Below are 15,360 nucleotides of genomic sequence, written 5' to 3'. Positions count from 1 at the left end.
AGGTTCGTGGTCAGCCGCGAACCCCTGCAGCGATGTCCGCGGCGAAGTGCGCAGACTGCTGCCGCGCAGCAGCTCACTTGAAGCAAACGTGCGACAGCACTGCGTGAACGGCTCAGGGCCCCGAAGGGCCCCAAGTGTACTGCCAGGGTCGGGATCCGCCCCCGCAAACGCCGTCTGGCACGGCGGGGGTGATGCAGGAGCGGCCGGACGATCTGTGCCAATCGCCGGCACGCGGCCGGCGATCGAACTTACGGCTTTTCGGCTTCAGCCGGCATTTCGGCAGCTGGCTCGGCCGGCGCCTCGGGTGCGGCTGCAGCCGGCATCGCTGCCAGCGCGCCCGCTGCACTGAGCGCCATGTAGTCCTTGAGCATCGGCGCACCGTACAGCGGCTTGTAGGCCCCTTGGTGGCAGGTTGCACAATTCACCTTGGCCACATCACCCAAGGCGCCGAGGCGATGGACCGGGAAGGTCTGCGTCAGCGGTTCCATATAGGTGTTGTTCAGGTCACGCGACATCCGGATGCCGTGCCAGGCGGTCACGCGCTGCGGCGTGCTGGTTTCCCACGACGAGAAAGCACGCGTGTTGTGGCAGTAGGTGCAATTCACGCCGAGACCATCCGACATGTGCATCATCAGCGCGTAGGTGTCCTCTGTCGCCTGGATCGATCCCACCCGTACATTCGGCAACGCGGTCGTCGCATTCACGGCGATCGTGTTGGCCTTGCTCAGATACGGGGTGAAAGGATCGTAGGGCAACGATGCATAGGCCACCGACTCGGCCGGCGTGTTCTGCCCGCCCTTGCTGCCGACCATGCGCGTTGCGTGCTTCTGCGGCTCAGGTGCGAACCACACATTGGCCGGTACCGGCATGCCGCGGTGGCAGGTGTAGCAGGTGACGCCGGTATCCGCTACGTGCGTCTTGTAGTCGCTGTTGATGGTCTGCGTCATCTGGATCATGCGCCTCGCCACGACCTTGGTGTAGAGCGAATCATCGGCCAGATTCTGCAGGTTGTGGCAGTAACCGCAACCCTGCTCCGGCGAAACCCACTGCGTCATGGCAACCATGATGCGGGTGAATTCCGCCACGCTGACGTCGCCCAGCACCTTGACGTTCTGATACACCTCGGACGCCTTCTGCCCTTCCTGCGGCGCGACGGGAAGCGCCGCCGGTACGGCATGGATTCCTGCCTGCTCGGCGACAATGCGCGGGTTGGCGACCTTGACCATCGCGGTGCCGCGGAAGCCGTGCTGCTCGGTGGTGATCGGCGGCCTTTCGCATGCCGACACCAGAACGCCGGCCGCCAGCAACAGTGCGATGCGTATCGCTGTATAGGACTTCATCATTGTTGCGCTCCTTGCAGCATTGCGGGATCGACAACAGTGCCGAATACCGCCGGGTACATCGGTGCGACGTGGTGCTTGACCGCCCACAGATACCAGTTGTCGACCACGGTGCCGGTGAGCAGGATGCCGATGCCGCCGGTCAGCGGGCACAGCACTGCGAACCACCACGCCCAGCGGTGAATGGATTCCATCGACGCGTTGAAGCCCATCGTCCAGCGCCAGAACAGTGCTGCACGTTCCGATGCCGTACCACGATCGACGATCTGTTCGATTTCGCGTTCGCCACCGAAGCGGCTGACCGCAAGGATGGTTGCACCGTGCATGGCGAACAGCAGCGCCGATCCGTACAGGAAGGCGATCGACAGCATGTGGAACGGGTTGTAGAACAGATTGCCGTAGCGGATCGAGAACGCGGCCGTCCAGTCCAGATGCGGGAAGATGCCGAATGGAACTGCCTCCGACCAGGAACCCATCAGCAGCGGACGGATGAAGCCGAGCACGAGGTAGAGCCAGATCGCCGCGGCGAATGCCCAGGCCACGTGGGTGCCCATGCCGAGCGCCTTGGCGCGGCGGTACATGCGCAGCCACCACAGCATGATCGACAATGTCAGGAAGAAGCCGGCCATCAGCCACCAGCCACCCTGATTGAGCGGCGGCAACTTCAATCCATATTCCGGCGGCGGCGGTTCGAGCCCCAGCCAGAAAAGCTGCCGCACGAATTCGATCGGACTCCAGTTCACCGACGCCAGCATGTTGAGGCCGATGATTTCGAACGCGACCAGGAAGCAGATGATCGATGCTATTCCCAGCCAGCCCAGATAGATCGGGCCGATCTGTGCATCGCCCAGCCTGCCGAACAGATGCACGTCTGTGGGTTTGCCCATCCGCTCACGGTCGTCGCGACCGATCGAGACGCCCGGGAAGGCGGGTCCATGCACCTGGACCTGGGTGAAAATATTCTGGTATTCCGCCATGACTCTACCCTCTCTTTCTTCTGTTAGCGCCACACGGGGAGGTTGAGCCACCAGCTCCACCATTCGGGCCAGCCGCGCGTCCAGAACGGGCCGCTGATGATGATGCACACGGCACTCCAGAAGACCGCCGACAGCGCAAGGAACAGCCCGAGACGGTGCACACCGAGCGTGCCGATCGAGTAGCCGATCGCATCGCGGAAGAAAGTGTTTTCATGATCCGGCGTCTTGACCACTTCGCCCTTGGCAGGGTTGGTCGAGGACAGGATGAGCGCGCCGTGCAGCGACAGTGCGAGGGTGGTGGCAAAGAAGAAGCTCACCGCCAGCATGTGCGCCGGGTTGTAATGGAAGTGCAGATACTGGTAACCGGTATTCGAAACCCAGTCCAGGTGACTCATGATGCCGTAAGGGAATCCGTGGCCCCACGCACCCATCAGGATGGGCCGGAACACGACCAGGGTCACGTAAGCCAGAATCGCGAAACCGAATGCCACCGGAACGTGATAACCGATGCCAAGCTTGCGACATATTTCAACTTCTCGCAGCGCCCAGGACACAAAGGCACCGATTGCACACACCGTGATCAACTGCCAGAGCCCGCCTTCCATCAGCGGAGCCATGCCCAGCCCGTAACTCAGGTCAGGCGGCGCAACGTTGATCTGCCACAGATTCCAGGTCGGCCCCTGCGAGGCACTCCAGACGATGAGCAGCGTTCCCACGAGGGAAAAGAACATCGTGGTGACGCCGAAGAATCCTACATAGAAGGGGCCTACCCAGAAATCGAACAGGTCTCCGCCTATCAGCGTGCCACCGCGGACGCGGTACTTTCTTTCAAAACTGAGCATGGACATGCCAACCCCCTTTTGGGAAGCCTTCGGGCTCCCACTTTTCAAACTTGGCTTCGCAACAAGCGAGGCCGGGCAGGCCCGGTCCTCGCCAGACTTGCGCCTTCCTCTTTACTGCACCTGATTCAGTGCAACCGGTGCCGGCATCGCGACACTCGCCGCAGCCATCGGCTTCTTGCTCGGTCCTTCGATCCAGTTGAAGCGATCGGTACTGAGAAGAATGAAATGAATCACGATCGCGAGCACAAACAGAAAGACGGCCAGAGCCACCAGTGATCTGCGCGGATCGAACAACATCCATATACGCCACATATTTATGCTCCTATGCCTGATAGATGTAAGGGATGACTGAGTACGTCGCTGCCCGGACGCCTTCAATCAGTGACGCATAACCTTCCGAACCCGGCAGCCACGGACGCCAGTTCCAGACTAGGATGTGTGCAACGATTGCGACGACGAGAAACACGATGAAACTCGTCATGAAAATGGCGTGGAATTCACGCGCTTCGGAAGCTGTCAATCCTGACAGGGATCCGCTATTGGCATCAGCCATAACATTTACCTCCTGATGGGCCTTTCGGCCGTATTACCACCGCGCAAATCCCGCGCGGCAGGGACTTTCGAGGCAGGCTGCACCCCGGAAGATCGTGTTCCGGTCAGACCGGACGCATCTTTCGATTTCGGTTACTGCGCCTTGTCGGCCGGCCGGACTCATGTCGGCTCGAGCGCAAGGCGCGCATTCATTACCCGTTCCGCCGTGATGCGTGCTTCATCGGCGCGGCGGGCGTCTTCTTCCGCCCGGTCACGCAGGCGTTTGGCTGCCGAAATGCGGACCAGAAAGGGTTTTTCATTCACGTACTGATCGAGCAGGCGCTGCGCCTCGTCATCCCACGGACGCGTATCGGCGCGCGTGATGCGCGCGGGCGTCGGGTCGACCCGGTCCATGTCGGTGGCCAGCGGCAGGATGTGGAACAGTGCGTCGAACAGCGCGTTGCACACTTCCTGCACCACATACGTCGCACCGGCGTAGCCCATGAAGGGCGTGCCCGTGTGGCGGCGGATGATGGCGCCCGGAAAGGACGACGGGATATAGCTCGCACGTGCGCCGCATTCGGCCATGTACATGCGCTCGTTGTAGCTGCCGAACATCACCAGCGGGGTCTTCTCGCGCACCAGACGGCGCACGTCGTCGTTGTCGGTCTTCTGGCCAGGGCAGCGCGACACCGCGAAGTTGCACGGCAGACCCATGTCTTCTTCGAGGAAGTGGCGCAGACCACGTGCGTAGGTTTCGTTGGCGACCACCGCAAAGCTGGCGGTGCCGAAGAAATCCTGCGTGACCGAGCGCCACAGGTCCCAGATCGGCTTGATCGTGGTGTGCTTTTCGCGCTCGATGAACGGTTCCGGATCGACACCGGTCAGTTCGCCCAGTTTGCGCAGGAAAAGCGTCGTGCTGTGCAGGCCGATCGGCGCCTGCAGGTAGGGACGTTCCAGTGTTTCGCACAGCAGCCGCCCGAACTCGCGGTACATGCAGACATTGACGTCGGCATTGACCAGCTTCGGTATGTCGGCCAGGTGGCTCCCGAGCGGGAACACCATATTGATTTCGCAGCCGATGCCTTCGACCAGGCGGCGTATTTCGGCCAGATCGCTCGGCGTATTGAAGGTGCCGTAGATCGGCCCGATGATGTTCACCCGCGGCTTGTCGCCTTCGGCGCGCGCCTTGCGCTCCGGAATCTTCTTTGTGCCGTACTGCGTCCAGAGCCAGTTGATGGCGCGGTTCGCGCACTGCCACTGGTCCTCATCGATGGTGCGCGGCAGGAAGCGCTGGATGTTCGTGCCTTCGGGGGTCACGCCGCCGCCGATCATTTCGGCGATCGAACCGGTCACCACCACGGCGGGCATGTCGGGATCGAGCACTGCGTGAGCGCGCTTCATCGCCCCTTCAGTGCCTTCGCGCCCGAGCTGCTCTTCGGCCAGTCCGGTCACCACGATGGGCAGTTCATGCGGCGGCAGGCCGTCGGTGTAGTGCAGCACCGAGGTGACCGGCAGGTTTTCGCAACCGACCGGACCATCGATGACCACCTGCAGTCCCTTGACGGCGGTAAACACATACACCGCACCCCAGTAGCCGCCTGCGCGATCGTGATCGAGGACCAACATCAGATGGCCTCCTCTACGCTGCGCGCCTTGGCCAGCTTGGCCATTTTCGCCTTGTAGGCGGTGCGGAACTCGGGATGGTCCTTCGGCGATTCCTGCCACACACCGGCGGTATGCCCGGTGCCCACGCCTTCGAAGAAGTCACTCATGGTGTCGAAACGCGCTTTGTTGCCGATGGCGCTGTTGACCACCGTCGCCAGCGAGCCGGCACCGGCCGGTCCCATCAGCGGGCGGGCGGAAATCAGGTTCGTGAAGTACAGACCCGGAATGCGGGCCTCCTTCGCCGCCTGGACGATGGGCGTCGTGCCGATCGCGAGGTCGGGCTTGAATTCGTGCATCGCCGCCAGATCCTGTTCCAGCGACGCGCGGTACTGAACATGCACGCCGTGCGCGTTCAACCAGTCGAGGTCGGCCGCGCTGTGCACCGTCTGCGGGCAGGCCGTGCCGACGTAGCGCAGATCGGCGCCGCTTTCGACCAGCAGGCGGGCGACCAGCAGTTCGGACCCTTCGTAGCCGCTCAGCGTGATGCGGCCCTTGATCGGATTGGCCGACAGCGCGCCCCGGATGGCCGGCAGGAAGCGGTTTCTGGCCGCATCGATCTGCGCCTGTCCGACATTGCATGCGTTGCCGATGGCCTGCAGCCAGGCGTCAGTGCCGTCGTGCCCGACCGGCGCCGAGCCGACAATGGCGCGCCCTGCGGTTTCGAATTCACGGAAACTCGCGGTGTAGAAAGGGTGGATACCCGCCACCACGGCGCAATCGAGGGCGGCATACAGCTCGCGCCACTCACGCGTCGGGACCACCGGACCAGCCGCCAGGCCAAGGGGTTCCAGCATTGCACCGATGCCGACCGGATCCACCGGAAACATTTCGCCCACCAGGGCGACCGTGGGCTTGTCGCTGATGCCGTTGCGCGGCGCCTGCACCGGACCCTGCTCCGCTTCGGTGCGTGCGTAACGCAGCATCGCACCGGCCAGTACGTCTTTCGCTTCAGCGTGCGTCGGCACGCCGAAACCCGGCACGTCGATGCCGATGATGCGTACGCCGTTGATGTCCTTGGGCAACAGCTGCAGCGGCACGCCACTGGCCGTCGGCACGCACAGGTTGATGATCACCACTGCGTCGTACAGCGCCGGGTCCGCCAGCTTGAACACCGCTTCGCGGATGTCTTCGAACAGCTTGCCGGTCACCAGCGATTCACTGTTGAACGGCACGTAACCGACGCTGCGACGCGCACCGTAGAAATGCGACGTGAAGGTCAATCCATATACGCAGCAGGCGGAACCCGACAGTACTGTCGCGGTGCGGCGCATGCGCAGACCAACGCGCAGCGAACCGAACGCCGGACACATCGACTGCGGCTGATCGTGCGGACCTTTCGGATAATCCAGTGCGTACTGATCCAGCACGCCGCTCTTGCCGGCGGCGCGGGCTGCACCTTCCAGCTGATCGCGACCGGCATGGCAACCCAGACCATCGCTTTTCAGCGCGTCGGCGTTGATGACCTTGATGTCGGATATGTTGGACATGGTGACCACCTCAAACGGTGTCGTACACCACTTCGAGCGTGGGCTTGATCACTTCATCCTTGCCCAGCATGTCGGCCACGGTGGCCGGCGTCATGACATAGTCGCGTCCGGTGACATCGGCAGCGAACAGGCCCAGCAGGCCGTCCTGCGTCATCGGTTTCGGCCGTACCGGCGGCGCTTCGGCCACATTCATCGCCAGTTCCTCGAACAGCGGCGCCCACTGCGAGCCGGGCCGGCCGATGATTTCGTAGCTGGCGCTCTTGCGGCGGATGTCGTCGTTGGCGGGAATCGTGGCCAGCACCGGAATGCCGGCCGCTTCGGCGAACTGCGCGGCTTCGCCCGTTCCGTCGTCGCGGTTGATCACCACGCCGGCCACGCCGACGTTGCCACCGAGCTTGCGGAAGTATTCGACCGCACTGCACACGTTGTTGGCGACATACAGACTTTGCAGGTCGTTGCTGGCCACGACGATGACCTTCTGGCACATGTCGCGGGCGATCGGCAGACCGAAGCCGCCGCACACCACGTCGCCCAGGAAGTCGAGCAGCACGTAGTCGAACCCCCAGTCGTGGAAGCCGAGCTTTTCGAGCGTTTCGAAGCCGTGGATGATGCCGCGACCGCCGCAGCCGCGACCGACTTCCGGCCCGCCCAGCTCCATCGCGAACACGCCGTCGCGGATGAAGCAGACGTCGCCGATCTTCACGTCCTCACCGGCGAGCTTTTTCCTGCTGCTGGTTTCGATGATGGTCGGGCAGGCCTTGCCGCCGAACAGCAGGCTGGTGGTGTCGCTCTTGGGATCGCAGCCGATCAGCAATACCTTCTTGCCCTGTTGCGCCATCATGTAACTCAGGTTGGCCAGCGTGAAACTCTTGCCGATGCCGCCCTTGCCGTAGATCGCGATGATCTGCGTCGTCTTGGTCGCTTCACCGGTCGGGACCGGATCCGGATCGATCGCGGCTTCGGCACGCAGCACCTTGTTCAGGTCGAACTTGATCGGCGAGGTGCCGGACGATGTTCCGCAGGCGTCGCTCATGACAGGGATCTCCAGTCGAGAATCATTTTCAGGCAGGCCGGGTCCGAGAACGCCGTGCGGTAAGCCGCATCCGCATCGGTCGCACTCTGCCGGTGGGTAATCAGACCTTCGAGCGACAGCCGCCCGGCGGCTGCCATGTCGCGCACCGTCACCAGATCGCTTTCCTGCCACTGCGCGGCGATGCGCAGGCGGGCTTCACGCATGAAGGCCGGCGGGAAGTTGAACGACAGTGCGTCTTCGTAAAAACCGGCCAGCACAATCTCTCCGTGCGGGACCAGCCGGGCAATGAGTGCGTCAAGCAGGCTGCCGTCGCCGCTGACATCGCAGATGCAGCGGTAATTGCGGCGCTCGTCGGTTGCGGGGTCGATGACGCGATAGCCTTGGGCGCCATCGGCGCGCGCCGGGTTGCGTTCCCACACGATCGGATCGCCTCCGGCGGCAACGGTCAGCCGGGCGATCATGCGACCGAGCACGCCGTGACCGATGATCAGGTCAGGCAGGTGATCGCCGTCGGCGATGGCGTGCTGTCCAGTCGCTGCAAGGGCCAGCAAAATGCCGCGTTCGCCGAAACTGTCGTCGAGCGTGACGGTGCGGGCAGCCGGCACCACGAGGCGGGATGCCGCTCCGCCGAACAGACCGCGCACTTCGCCGAAGCAGCGTGCACCCGGCACGAATACGTGATCACCCACATTCAGACCGGAGGCGGCGCCGGCGGCACTGACGCGCCCCACCGACTCGTAGCCCGGCACCAGCGGATAACCCATGCCGGGGAACGGCGGCATGCGGCCGGACCACAGCAGGCGCTCGGTGCCGGTACTGATGCCGCTCCACTCGACGTCGACCACGACATCGGCATCGCCTGCCGGTGTCAGTTCGAGCTGGCTCAGCTCCAACTGCTCCGGCTGCTTCAGTACTACGGCAATACTGTTCATCGCGCCTCCGCGTTGAGGACCCCGTCGTTCATGTGTCGCGACGGCTTGTCACCTTGAGTGTCATTCTAGGCTTACTCTGATTAGTGTCAACTAATCATTACATTTATGTCTGTAAATGTTTCGGACGCGCGACCAGCACGCACGTCTGCACCGGAATACGGGTCGGAATCAGGCCAATCTGGCAGAAGCCGGCGGCGCGCAGCATTTCGGTCAGGCGGGCTTCGGAGCGCGGACGACCGCGGCCCATCGCCATCAAATAGAAGCCGAAATAGGCATCGCCCACCGGTTCGGCACCGCGCACCCCGGACATCTGCTCAGCAATGAGCAGCACGCCGTCATCAGGCAGCGCACGGTGGATGGCCCGCAGCAGCGCCATGACGTCTTCGTCGTCGTGGTCGTGAAGCACGCGCACCAGCGATACCAGGTCGGCGCCGGTCGGCAGCTCGCCCGACTGGAAGGAGCCGCCGAACGCCGTGGCTCGCGCGGCAAGACCAGCCGCGTCGAAACGCATGCGGGCGCGTTCGGCGACCGCTGGCAGATCGAACAACTGAAGCTTCAGGTCGGGCGCGCGTTGTGCGGCGGCGGCGAGGAAGCTGCCGTCGCCGCCGCCGACGTCGAGCAGGCAGCGATGCATGCCGACCGGGTAGGCATCAAGCACCTCGGCCGCCACCATAGGCTGCGAGGCCGCCATCAGCGCGGTGTAGTCGCGGATGCGATCGCCTTCCAGTTCCGACGCCTGTTCGTTGCCGGCATACGGCCAGTACTGCGACAGCGCGGTGCGCTGCGACAGGCCGCGCAGCAGCGCCAGCGGATCTTCGAAATCACGATAGATGCGACCGTGGTGTTCAACCATCGCCGCGATGCCCGGGTTGGCGACCATCGCCGTGCCCAGCATGCCCAGCCCGTAACGGCCGCCGGAGCGACGGGCCACCAGGCGTAACGCGACTGCGGCGTCCAGCAGGCGGGTTGCCGCTTCGTCCGACATGCCGATGCGCGTTGCGATCGGATGTGCAGCCATCGGCCCGCCGGCCAGCAGCCGGAACAGGTCGACCCGCACGCAGGCCAGCAATATCTGCGAATAGACGAAGCCGCCGCACAGATCGAACAGCGCACGTGCCTCGCGCCGGGCTTTCCAGCGGGTCAGCGGAAACGCGGACGCCCAGTGATGAAAGCGCGGGCTGCTGAGCAGGCGATCGGCCGCGTCGCGCAGCCGGTCGGCGAGACCGGGCTTGCGGTCGCTGTCGAAAGCCGAAGACTCCATGCTGAAAGGGGTACTCATGTTGTCTGTGCGCGCCGGCCTGAAGCGGGAAGACCCGGCTTCAGAGGACGCTGTCGGCGAGTTCGCGCGGAATCAGCCGCGAAGCTTCCATCGCGATGACCGCACGCAGACCGTCGGCGCCCGAACACACCGGCACTGAATCGATGGCTTCGGCCACCAGCAGGTTGAGGCGGCGGATGGCGCCATGCAGGCCGAGTTCGCGCACCGCGCTCGGACGTCCAAGCGCCACGTCGCGACCGACCGGCTTGCCGATCTTCGTTGCATCGGACGCCGCATCGAGAATGTCGTCGGCGACCTGGAACGCTTCACCCATGCAGTCACCCAGCGCACGCCAGGGGCCGGGATCGGCGCCGGCAGCCGCCGCACCGGCCATCGTGGCCGACGCAAACAGCGAACCGGTCTTGGCCTGCTGGTATTCGCGCAGATTGACGTCCGACTCGCATTCCCACGCCTGACCCGCCACGATGCCCGACGGCACGCCGACACCACGGCCGATGATGGACAGCAGCGGCACCAGGCGGTATGGCGCATTCGCACCCCCACGCGCCAGCGTCTGGAAAGCGAGCACGATCAGCGCATCGCCGGCCAGCACTGCAATGCGTTCGCCGTAGGCACTATGTACGGAAGGCTTGCCGCGGCGCGTCGGCGCATCATCGAAACAGGGCAGATCGTCATGCACCAGTGAGGCGCAGTGCAGCAGTTCGATGGCGGCAGCGGCATGGTCTGCTACCGAAGTATCGTCTTCACCGCAGGCGCAGGCGGCGGCGAGACACAGACGCGGACGGATGCGCGCACCACCGGGGAACACGGCATAGCGGATGGCGGACGCCAGCAGCGGAGGACAGGTCGGACCGTCGGCATGCGACAGTGCGGCCTCCAGCGATTGTTCGACTGCAGCACTCAGGGCCCGCTCGATACGCTTCATGCCGTCCATGTCCGTCTCCTGTTGTTGTCGTCGCGACTGTCAAGCTTGCTTGTCGCGTAGTAGTGTCATGTAATGTAGACATTACACACAGCAACGTCAATCACGATTTACAGGAGCTTCCGTGAGCGCGCATGACAAGGTTGGAAACGGGCGGGATGCGGAGGGCTGCCGGTGCGCAACAGGCGCGTGCGCCTGCGGCACATCGGCCAGGCAATGAACGCGCGCGACTTCTCGGCCCGCGTCCCGCCCGGTGGCTACCAGTGGTGGTATGTGGATGCGATGAGCGACGACGGCCGCTACGGCCTGACCATCATTGCCTTCATCGGCAGCGTGTTTTCACCCTATTACGCCGCCGCACGACGACGCGCCCCGGGTGCGGCCGATCCGCAGGATTTCTGTTCGGTCAATGTCGCGCTGTACGGCGAATGCCGCCGCTGGGCGATGACCGAGCGCGGCGTCGGCGGACTGCGCCGTTCGGCCAATGAACTGGCCATCGGCCCGAGCCGCCTGCACTGGAACGGCGACGAGCTGGTGATCGACCTGGACGAAATCACGACACCGATGCCGCAGCGCCTGCGCGGACAGGTACGCGTGCAGTCGCCGGTGCTGTCGCGCAACGCCTTCGCGCTCGATGCCGAAGGGCGCCACCTGTGGTCGCCGATCGCGCCCTGCGCGCGGGTCAGCGTGCAGCTCGACGCGCCTGCATTGCACTGGCAGGGCGACGGCTACCTCGACAGCAACGCCGGGGAAACGTCGCTTGAGGAAGCCTTCATTCGCTGGCACTGGTCGCGCGCAAGCCTGCACGGCGGCGACACGGCGGTGCTCTATGACGTGACGCGGCGCGATGCGTCGAGCGCGTCACTGGCACTGCGCTTCGATGCCGACGGCGGCTTCAGCAGCTTCGACCCGCCGCCCGAGCAGGCGCTGCCGACCACGATGTGGCGCGTCGGCCGTGCCACGCGCAGCGAGCACGCATCGCCGCAGGCTCAAACGCTGGAAGACACACCGTTCTACGCCCGATCGATGGTACGTACGCAACTGCTCGGCGAGTCCGTCGGCAGCATGCATGAAAGCCTGGACCTCGACCGCTTCCGCAGCCGCTGGGTGCAGACCCTGCTGCCCTTCCGCATGCCGCGCCGCAGCGGTACGCGGGCGCGCGCAGCGCTGTAAGCTCAGTGCGCAGCGTCGTTGTCCTCGGCCGCCGCTGCGGCCCGCGCGCGGTCCTCCCTGATCTGGCGTCGCACCGATACCAGTTGATACACGGCGAATCCAAGCACGCCGCCGATTATCAGGACCGCTTCGATCAGTTTCAACATCGTGGAACTCATGCCCCACCCTCCTTCGGCCATTCATTCTCGGCACCTCTTCCGGTGATGCTGACCCCGCTCCCCGGCGCAGGTTCTGACGCCACACCGTCATGAAGGCGCTTGACTGGACACGCGACGGCAGCGACTGGCCCAACCGAGCATCCAGCCGCTTCGTCGAGGCGGGCGGATTGCGCTGGCATGTCCAGGTGGCTGGCGACGGGCCGGTGCTGCTGCTGCTGCACGGCACGGGCGCCGCCACCCATTCGTGGCGCGCGCTGCTGCCCGAACTGGCGACACGCTACACGGTCGTCGCGCCCGACCTGCCCGGTCACGGTTTCAGCAGCACGCCAGCGCCTCACCGACTGACCCTGCAGGGCATTGCGCGTGCGCTGGGTGGCCTGCTGGCGGCGTTGCAGGCAGAACCGCAGGTGGTCGCCGGGCATTCAGCGGGTGCGGCCATCATGCTGCGCATGAGTATCGACGGGCTGCTGCCGGCGCGCACGCTGGTCAGCCTCAATGGCGCCATGCTGCCGCTGCCCGGTCTGGCCGGACTGCTGTTCCCGCCGGCGGCACGACTGCTGTCCGCCCTGCCCTTCGCGCCGCAGGCCTTCGCCTGGCGTGCCACGCAGCGCGATGCGGTCGATCGACTGATCCGCAGCACCGGTTCGGCGCTCGACCCGGCCGGCGTGGCGCTCTATCACAAACTGGTCAGCACGCCCGCCCATGTCGCCGGGGCACTGGCCATGATGGCGAACTGGGATGTATCGCCGCTGGTGCGCGATCTGCCTTTGCTGCGCGCACCGCTGACGCTGGTGGTCGGCAACGGTGACGAAACCGTGTCGCCGGACGAATCGCGCCGGGTGCACCGCATGGTGCCGGGCTCGCGACTGGTGGAACTGGAAAGTCTGGGGCATCTGGCGCACGAAGAAGCGCCCGCGCTCACCGCGCGGCACATTTTCGCGGCGGACGGATGCCGCGGCACGGCGCACCGCTGAACGAATTCAGCCAGTCGTGCCCTGGGTGCTGCGGTCGCGTTCTTCGCGCTCGAGCCGCTCGAACAGGTCAATCAGCCACTCGATGCGCTGCTGCGGCGTGCGGCGCGGAATGCCGGTCAGCGCCGACATGTCGACGGTGGGCGCCGCCGCGACCGCGTCGGCCAGTGCCGACACTTCGTCGAGCACGTGGTAATGCGCCGCGCCGGTCAGGCTTGGCGCGCCGCTCAGCGCTTCGGCCAGCAGCACGCTCTTGCGCCAGTGCGACACGATGCTGCGCGACGTCACGGAATCGTAGCCCCGGCGTTCGACCCCGCGGCCGATTTCGGCATAGACGCTGCGCGCCGCGCGAATGCCCGGGCGGCAGCCAGAGGGCAGCTTTTCGATGCCGGGCGCGGCACGCGCATAGAGCAGGTCGGCACACTGCAGCAGGCGGCGCACCACCTGCGCGAGCCGGTCGTCGAACACCGGTTCGGCCAGCCAGCCAGCTGGGTCGAGCCCGGCTTCGACCAGCCAGTCGTGCGGCAGGTAGAGTCGGCCACGCCGGGCGTCTTCGCCGACGTCGCGCGCGATGTTGGTGAGCTGCATCGCCAGGCCCAGATCGCAGGCGCGCGCCGCGATTTCACGATCGCGCACCCCCATCAGCAACGCCATCATCGCGCCCACCGTGCCGGCCACGCGGGCGCAGTATTCGAACAGTTCGGACTGCGTCATGTACTGCCGGCCGCGCGCGTCCCACTCGAAACCTTCGATCAGCGCCAGCAGCAGCGATGCCGGAATGTTGAAGCGGGCCACCACGCGCGCCAGCGTGCGGTCGGCCGGTTCCGGATGCGGATGCCCGGCGCAGGCCTGCTCGACCCGCCAGCGCAGGTGCGCGACAGCGTTTGCGTCTGCCTGGCTGTCATCGACCAGGTCGTCGGCGATGCGGCAGAAGGCATACAGCGAACAGGCCGGCTCGCGCACGGCGCGCGGCAGCAGCAACGAAGCCGCAAAAAAGGATTTCGAGCCTTTGCGCAGCAATCTGCGACAGGCCCGCATGTCCTGTGCGTGCGTCGGCTCAGCCATGCAGATCACGCTGCGGCGCAGTGCGACGGACCTGCAATGCCGCAGCACCGGCGGCGTGCGATGAGCGCGGTGCGCAACGACGAAGCGCGTTCGATACAGCGATTCCTGACAGGGCGGAAGGAGGCAGCATTGTGGACCGAGTATAGATTTGTCAATTTCGATTGACAATAAATTTCTCGAAAGATTGACACTCGTCAGCCCATACGCCCGCGTGCCGGTGTAGCCCTGACGCCGACTCAGCCGATCGCGCGGACGATCTTCGAAATGCTGACCGCGTCGGCCGCCGACAGCGGCATGTACATCGCCGCCATGTCGGCCGCCAGCTCGCGGGCGGCCGGCTGCGGCCGCGGCGACGTGTCGATGAACAGCGCCCGGAAGGCGCTCGCACGGACCCGGCGCGCAGCCGAGCGCGCATCCTCTCCGGCCCGGGCGCGGCCGCCTCCGCCGTCACGCGCCACATTGGCACGGCCGTCGGTCAGCAGCACCAGCGTCGGCGTGTCGCCCCGGCGCTGCACCGCATCGGCCAGCAGCCAGCCGGCATCGATGCCGGCGGCCAGCGGCGTGCCACCGCCGCCGGGCAGGCCGGCCAGACTGCGCTTGGCGCGCACCAGCGAACGGGTCGGCGACAGCAGCACTTCGGCGCCGGTGCCGCGAAAGGCGATCAACGCCACGCGGTCGCGCCGCACATAGCAGTCGGCCAGCAGCAGTTCGACCGCACCCTTGGCTTCGGCCAGCCGGTTCAGCGCCGAAGAGCCGGAGGCGTCGACCAGGAAGATGGTCGTGGTTTCCGAGCGCTGCGCGAAGCGGGTGATGCGGAAGTCGTCCGGCCGCACATCGATCAGGCAGTTCGACGGCGTACCGGCGCGCGCGGCGCGACGCAACGGCTGCCAGGGCGCGGCCGCGCGCAGCGTTTCTATCAGGTTCAGTCTTGCGCCATTGCCCGGCGTGCCGCGGCGGATGCCGGCCGGCCGGCCGCGCGTGC

General features: G+C 65.3%; 16 protein-coding genes. 2 read left to right on the top strand and 14 right to left on the bottom strand.

The features are described 5' to 3' along the window. Positions 1-248: 248 nt before the first annotated feature. The 11 genes from pufC to Q8R75_RS13105 form a co-directional block, all read right to left on the bottom strand. The gene (gene pufC, locus Q8R75_RS13155) at positions 249-1,340 is read right to left on the bottom strand and encodes a photosynthetic reaction center cytochrome PufC (protein WP_305613314.1); all 1,092 of its coding nucleotides are present in this window, start codon (positions 1,338-1,340) and stop codon (positions 249-251) included. Further along, positions 1,340-2,317: a photosynthetic reaction center subunit M gene (gene pufM / locus Q8R75_RS13150; RefSeq protein ID WP_305613315.1), complete on the bottom strand. Its 978-nt coding sequence runs from the start codon at positions 2,315-2,317 to the stop codon at positions 1,340-1,342. Before pufM ends, pufC begins: the two co-directional genes overlap by 1 nt. A 23-nt stretch (positions 2,318-2,340) precedes the next feature. Then, the gene (gene pufL / locus Q8R75_RS13145; RefSeq protein WP_069039367.1) at positions 2,341-3,165 is read right to left on the bottom strand and encodes a photosynthetic reaction center subunit L; all 825 of its coding nucleotides are present in this window, start codon (positions 3,163-3,165) and stop codon (positions 2,341-2,343) included. A gap of 105 nt (positions 3,166-3,270) precedes the next feature. Beyond that, a complete protein-coding gene (gene pufA / locus Q8R75_RS13140; protein WP_069039366.1) occupies positions 3,271-3,471 on the bottom strand; it encodes a light-harvesting antenna LH1, alpha subunit in 201 nt (66 codons plus the stop codon). Positions 3,472-3,481: 10 nt separating this feature from the next. Next, positions 3,482-3,712: a light-harvesting antenna LH1, beta subunit gene (gene pufB / locus Q8R75_RS13135; protein WP_083224038.1), complete on the bottom strand. Its 231-nt coding sequence runs from the start codon at positions 3,710-3,712 to the stop codon at positions 3,482-3,484. Between the two features lie 158 nt (positions 3,713-3,870). After that, entirely contained in the window at positions 3,871-5,319 is a 1,449-nt protein-coding gene (bchZ, locus tag Q8R75_RS13130) for a chlorophyllide a reductase subunit Z (protein WP_305613316.1), read from the bottom strand. After that, positions 5,319-6,845: a chlorophyllide a reductase subunit Y gene (gene bchY, locus Q8R75_RS13125; protein WP_305613317.1), complete on the bottom strand. Its 1,527-nt coding sequence runs from the start codon at positions 6,843-6,845 to the stop codon at positions 5,319-5,321. The genes bchZ and bchY overlap by 1 nt, the downstream gene beginning before the upstream one ends. A gap of 10 nt (positions 6,846-6,855) precedes the next feature. Continuing rightward, positions 6,856-7,878: a chlorophyllide a reductase iron protein subunit X gene (locus tag Q8R75_RS13120; RefSeq protein WP_305626837.1), complete on the bottom strand. Its 1,023-nt coding sequence runs from the start codon at positions 7,876-7,878 to the stop codon at positions 6,856-6,858. After that, on the bottom strand, positions 7,875-8,810 hold the full coding sequence (gene bchC / locus Q8R75_RS13115) for a chlorophyll synthesis pathway protein BchC (protein WP_305615223.1): 936 nt from the start codon (positions 8,808-8,810) through the stop codon (positions 7,875-7,877). The genes Q8R75_RS13120 and bchC overlap by 4 nt, the downstream gene beginning before the upstream one ends. Positions 8,811-8,913: 103 nt before the next feature. Continuing rightward, complete coding sequence (locus Q8R75_RS13110) at positions 8,914-10,089, bottom strand: methyltransferase (protein ID WP_305615225.1); 1,176 nt, start codon at positions 10,087-10,089, stop codon at positions 8,914-8,916. Positions 10,090-10,129: 40 nt separating this feature from the next. Further along, complete coding sequence (locus Q8R75_RS13105; protein ID WP_305615228.1) at positions 10,130-11,023, bottom strand: polyprenyl synthetase family protein; 894 nt, start codon at positions 11,021-11,023, stop codon at positions 10,130-10,132. Positions 11,024-11,185: 162 nt separating this feature from the next. Between Q8R75_RS13105 and Q8R75_RS13100 the strand changes: the two genes are divergently transcribed. Further along, positions 11,186-12,184: a carotenoid 1,2-hydratase gene (locus Q8R75_RS13100; RefSeq protein WP_305615230.1), complete on the top strand. Its 999-nt coding sequence runs from the start codon at positions 11,186-11,188 to the stop codon at positions 12,182-12,184. Positions 12,185-12,186: 2 nt separating this feature from the next. On the opposite strand, the gene Q8R75_RS13095 is transcribed toward Q8R75_RS13100, so the two are convergent. Further along, complete coding sequence (locus Q8R75_RS13095; RefSeq protein WP_305615233.1) at positions 12,187-12,330, bottom strand: hypothetical protein; 144 nt, start codon at positions 12,328-12,330, stop codon at positions 12,187-12,189. Positions 12,331-12,431: 101 nt separating this feature from the next. Between Q8R75_RS13095 and bchO the strand changes: the two genes are divergently transcribed. Beyond that, positions 12,432-13,316, top strand: a complete 885-nt coding sequence (gene bchO, locus Q8R75_RS13090) for an alpha/beta fold hydrolase BchO (protein ID WP_305615235.1) — start codon at positions 12,432-12,434, stop codon at positions 13,314-13,316. Between the two features lie 6 nt (positions 13,317-13,322). Here bchO and Q8R75_RS13085 read toward each other — a convergent pair whose 3' ends face one another. Both Q8R75_RS13085 and Q8R75_RS13080 read right to left on the bottom strand, forming a co-directional pair. Next, positions 13,323-14,378 (bottom strand): phytoene/squalene synthase family protein, encoded by a 1,056-nt coding sequence (locus Q8R75_RS13085; RefSeq protein WP_305615237.1) that lies wholly within the window; start codon positions 14,376-14,378, stop codon positions 13,323-13,325. Between the two features lie 236 nt (positions 14,379-14,614). Then, positions 14,615-15,360 (bottom strand): VWA domain-containing protein (locus Q8R75_RS13080; protein WP_305663710.1); only part of this gene is annotated, 746 nt, incomplete at its 5' end.

The sequence above is a fragment of the Methyloversatilis sp. genome (genome assembly GCF_030696805.1).
GTDB lineage: Bacteria > Pseudomonadota > Gammaproteobacteria > Burkholderiales > Rhodocyclaceae > Methyloversatilis.
The sequence above is the reverse complement of the archived record's forward strand: the minus strand, read 5'-3'. Positions and strand labels throughout refer to the sequence as shown.

Excerpts from the sequence above, each read along its gene's own strand:
- pufC (WP_305613314.1), bottom strand. The coding sequence starts at position 1,340 with ATGAAGTCCTATACAGCGATACGCATCGCACTGTTGCTGGCGGCCGGC.
- pufM (WP_305613315.1), bottom strand. The coding sequence starts at position 2,317 with ATGGCGGAATACCAGAATATTTTCACCCAGGTCCAGGTGCATGGACCC.
- pufL (WP_069039367.1), bottom strand. The coding sequence starts at position 3,165 with ATGTCCATGCTCAGTTTTGAAAGAAAGTACCGCGTCCGCGGTGGCACG.
- pufA (WP_069039366.1), bottom strand. The coding sequence starts at position 3,471 with ATGTGGCGTATATGGATGTTGTTCGATCCGCGCAGATCACTGGTGGCT.
- pufB (WP_083224038.1), bottom strand. The coding sequence starts at position 3,712 with ATGGCTGATGCCAATAGCGGATCCCTGTCAGGATTGACAGCTTCCGAA.
- bchZ (WP_305613316.1), bottom strand. The coding sequence starts at position 5,319 with ATGTTGGTCCTCGATCACGATCGCGCAGGCGGCTACTGGGGTGCGGTG.
- bchY (WP_305613317.1), bottom strand. The coding sequence starts at position 6,845 with ATGTCCAACATATCCGACATCAAGGTCATCAACGCCGACGCGCTGAAA.
- Q8R75_RS13120 (WP_305626837.1), bottom strand. The coding sequence starts at position 7,878 with ATGAGCGACGCCTGCGGAACATCGTCCGGCACCTCGCCGATCAAGTTC.
- bchC (WP_305615223.1), bottom strand. The coding sequence starts at position 8,810 with ATGAACAGTATTGCCGTAGTACTGAAGCAGCCGGAGCAGTTGGAGCTG.
- Q8R75_RS13110 (WP_305615225.1), bottom strand. The coding sequence starts at position 10,089 with ATGAGTACCCCTTTCAGCATGGAGTCTTCGGCTTTCGACAGCGACCGC.
- Q8R75_RS13105 (WP_305615228.1), bottom strand. The coding sequence starts at position 11,023 with ATGGACGGCATGAAGCGTATCGAGCGGGCCCTGAGTGCTGCAGTCGAA.
- Q8R75_RS13095 (WP_305615233.1), bottom strand. The coding sequence starts at position 12,330 with ATGTTGAAACTGATCGAAGCGGTCCTGATAATCGGCGGCGTGCTTGGA.
- bchO (WP_305615235.1), top strand. The coding sequence starts at position 12,432 with ATGAAGGCGCTTGACTGGACACGCGACGGCAGCGACTGGCCCAACCGA.
- Q8R75_RS13085 (WP_305615237.1), bottom strand. The coding sequence starts at position 14,378 with ATGGCTGAGCCGACGCACGCACAGGACATGCGGGCCTGTCGCAGATTG.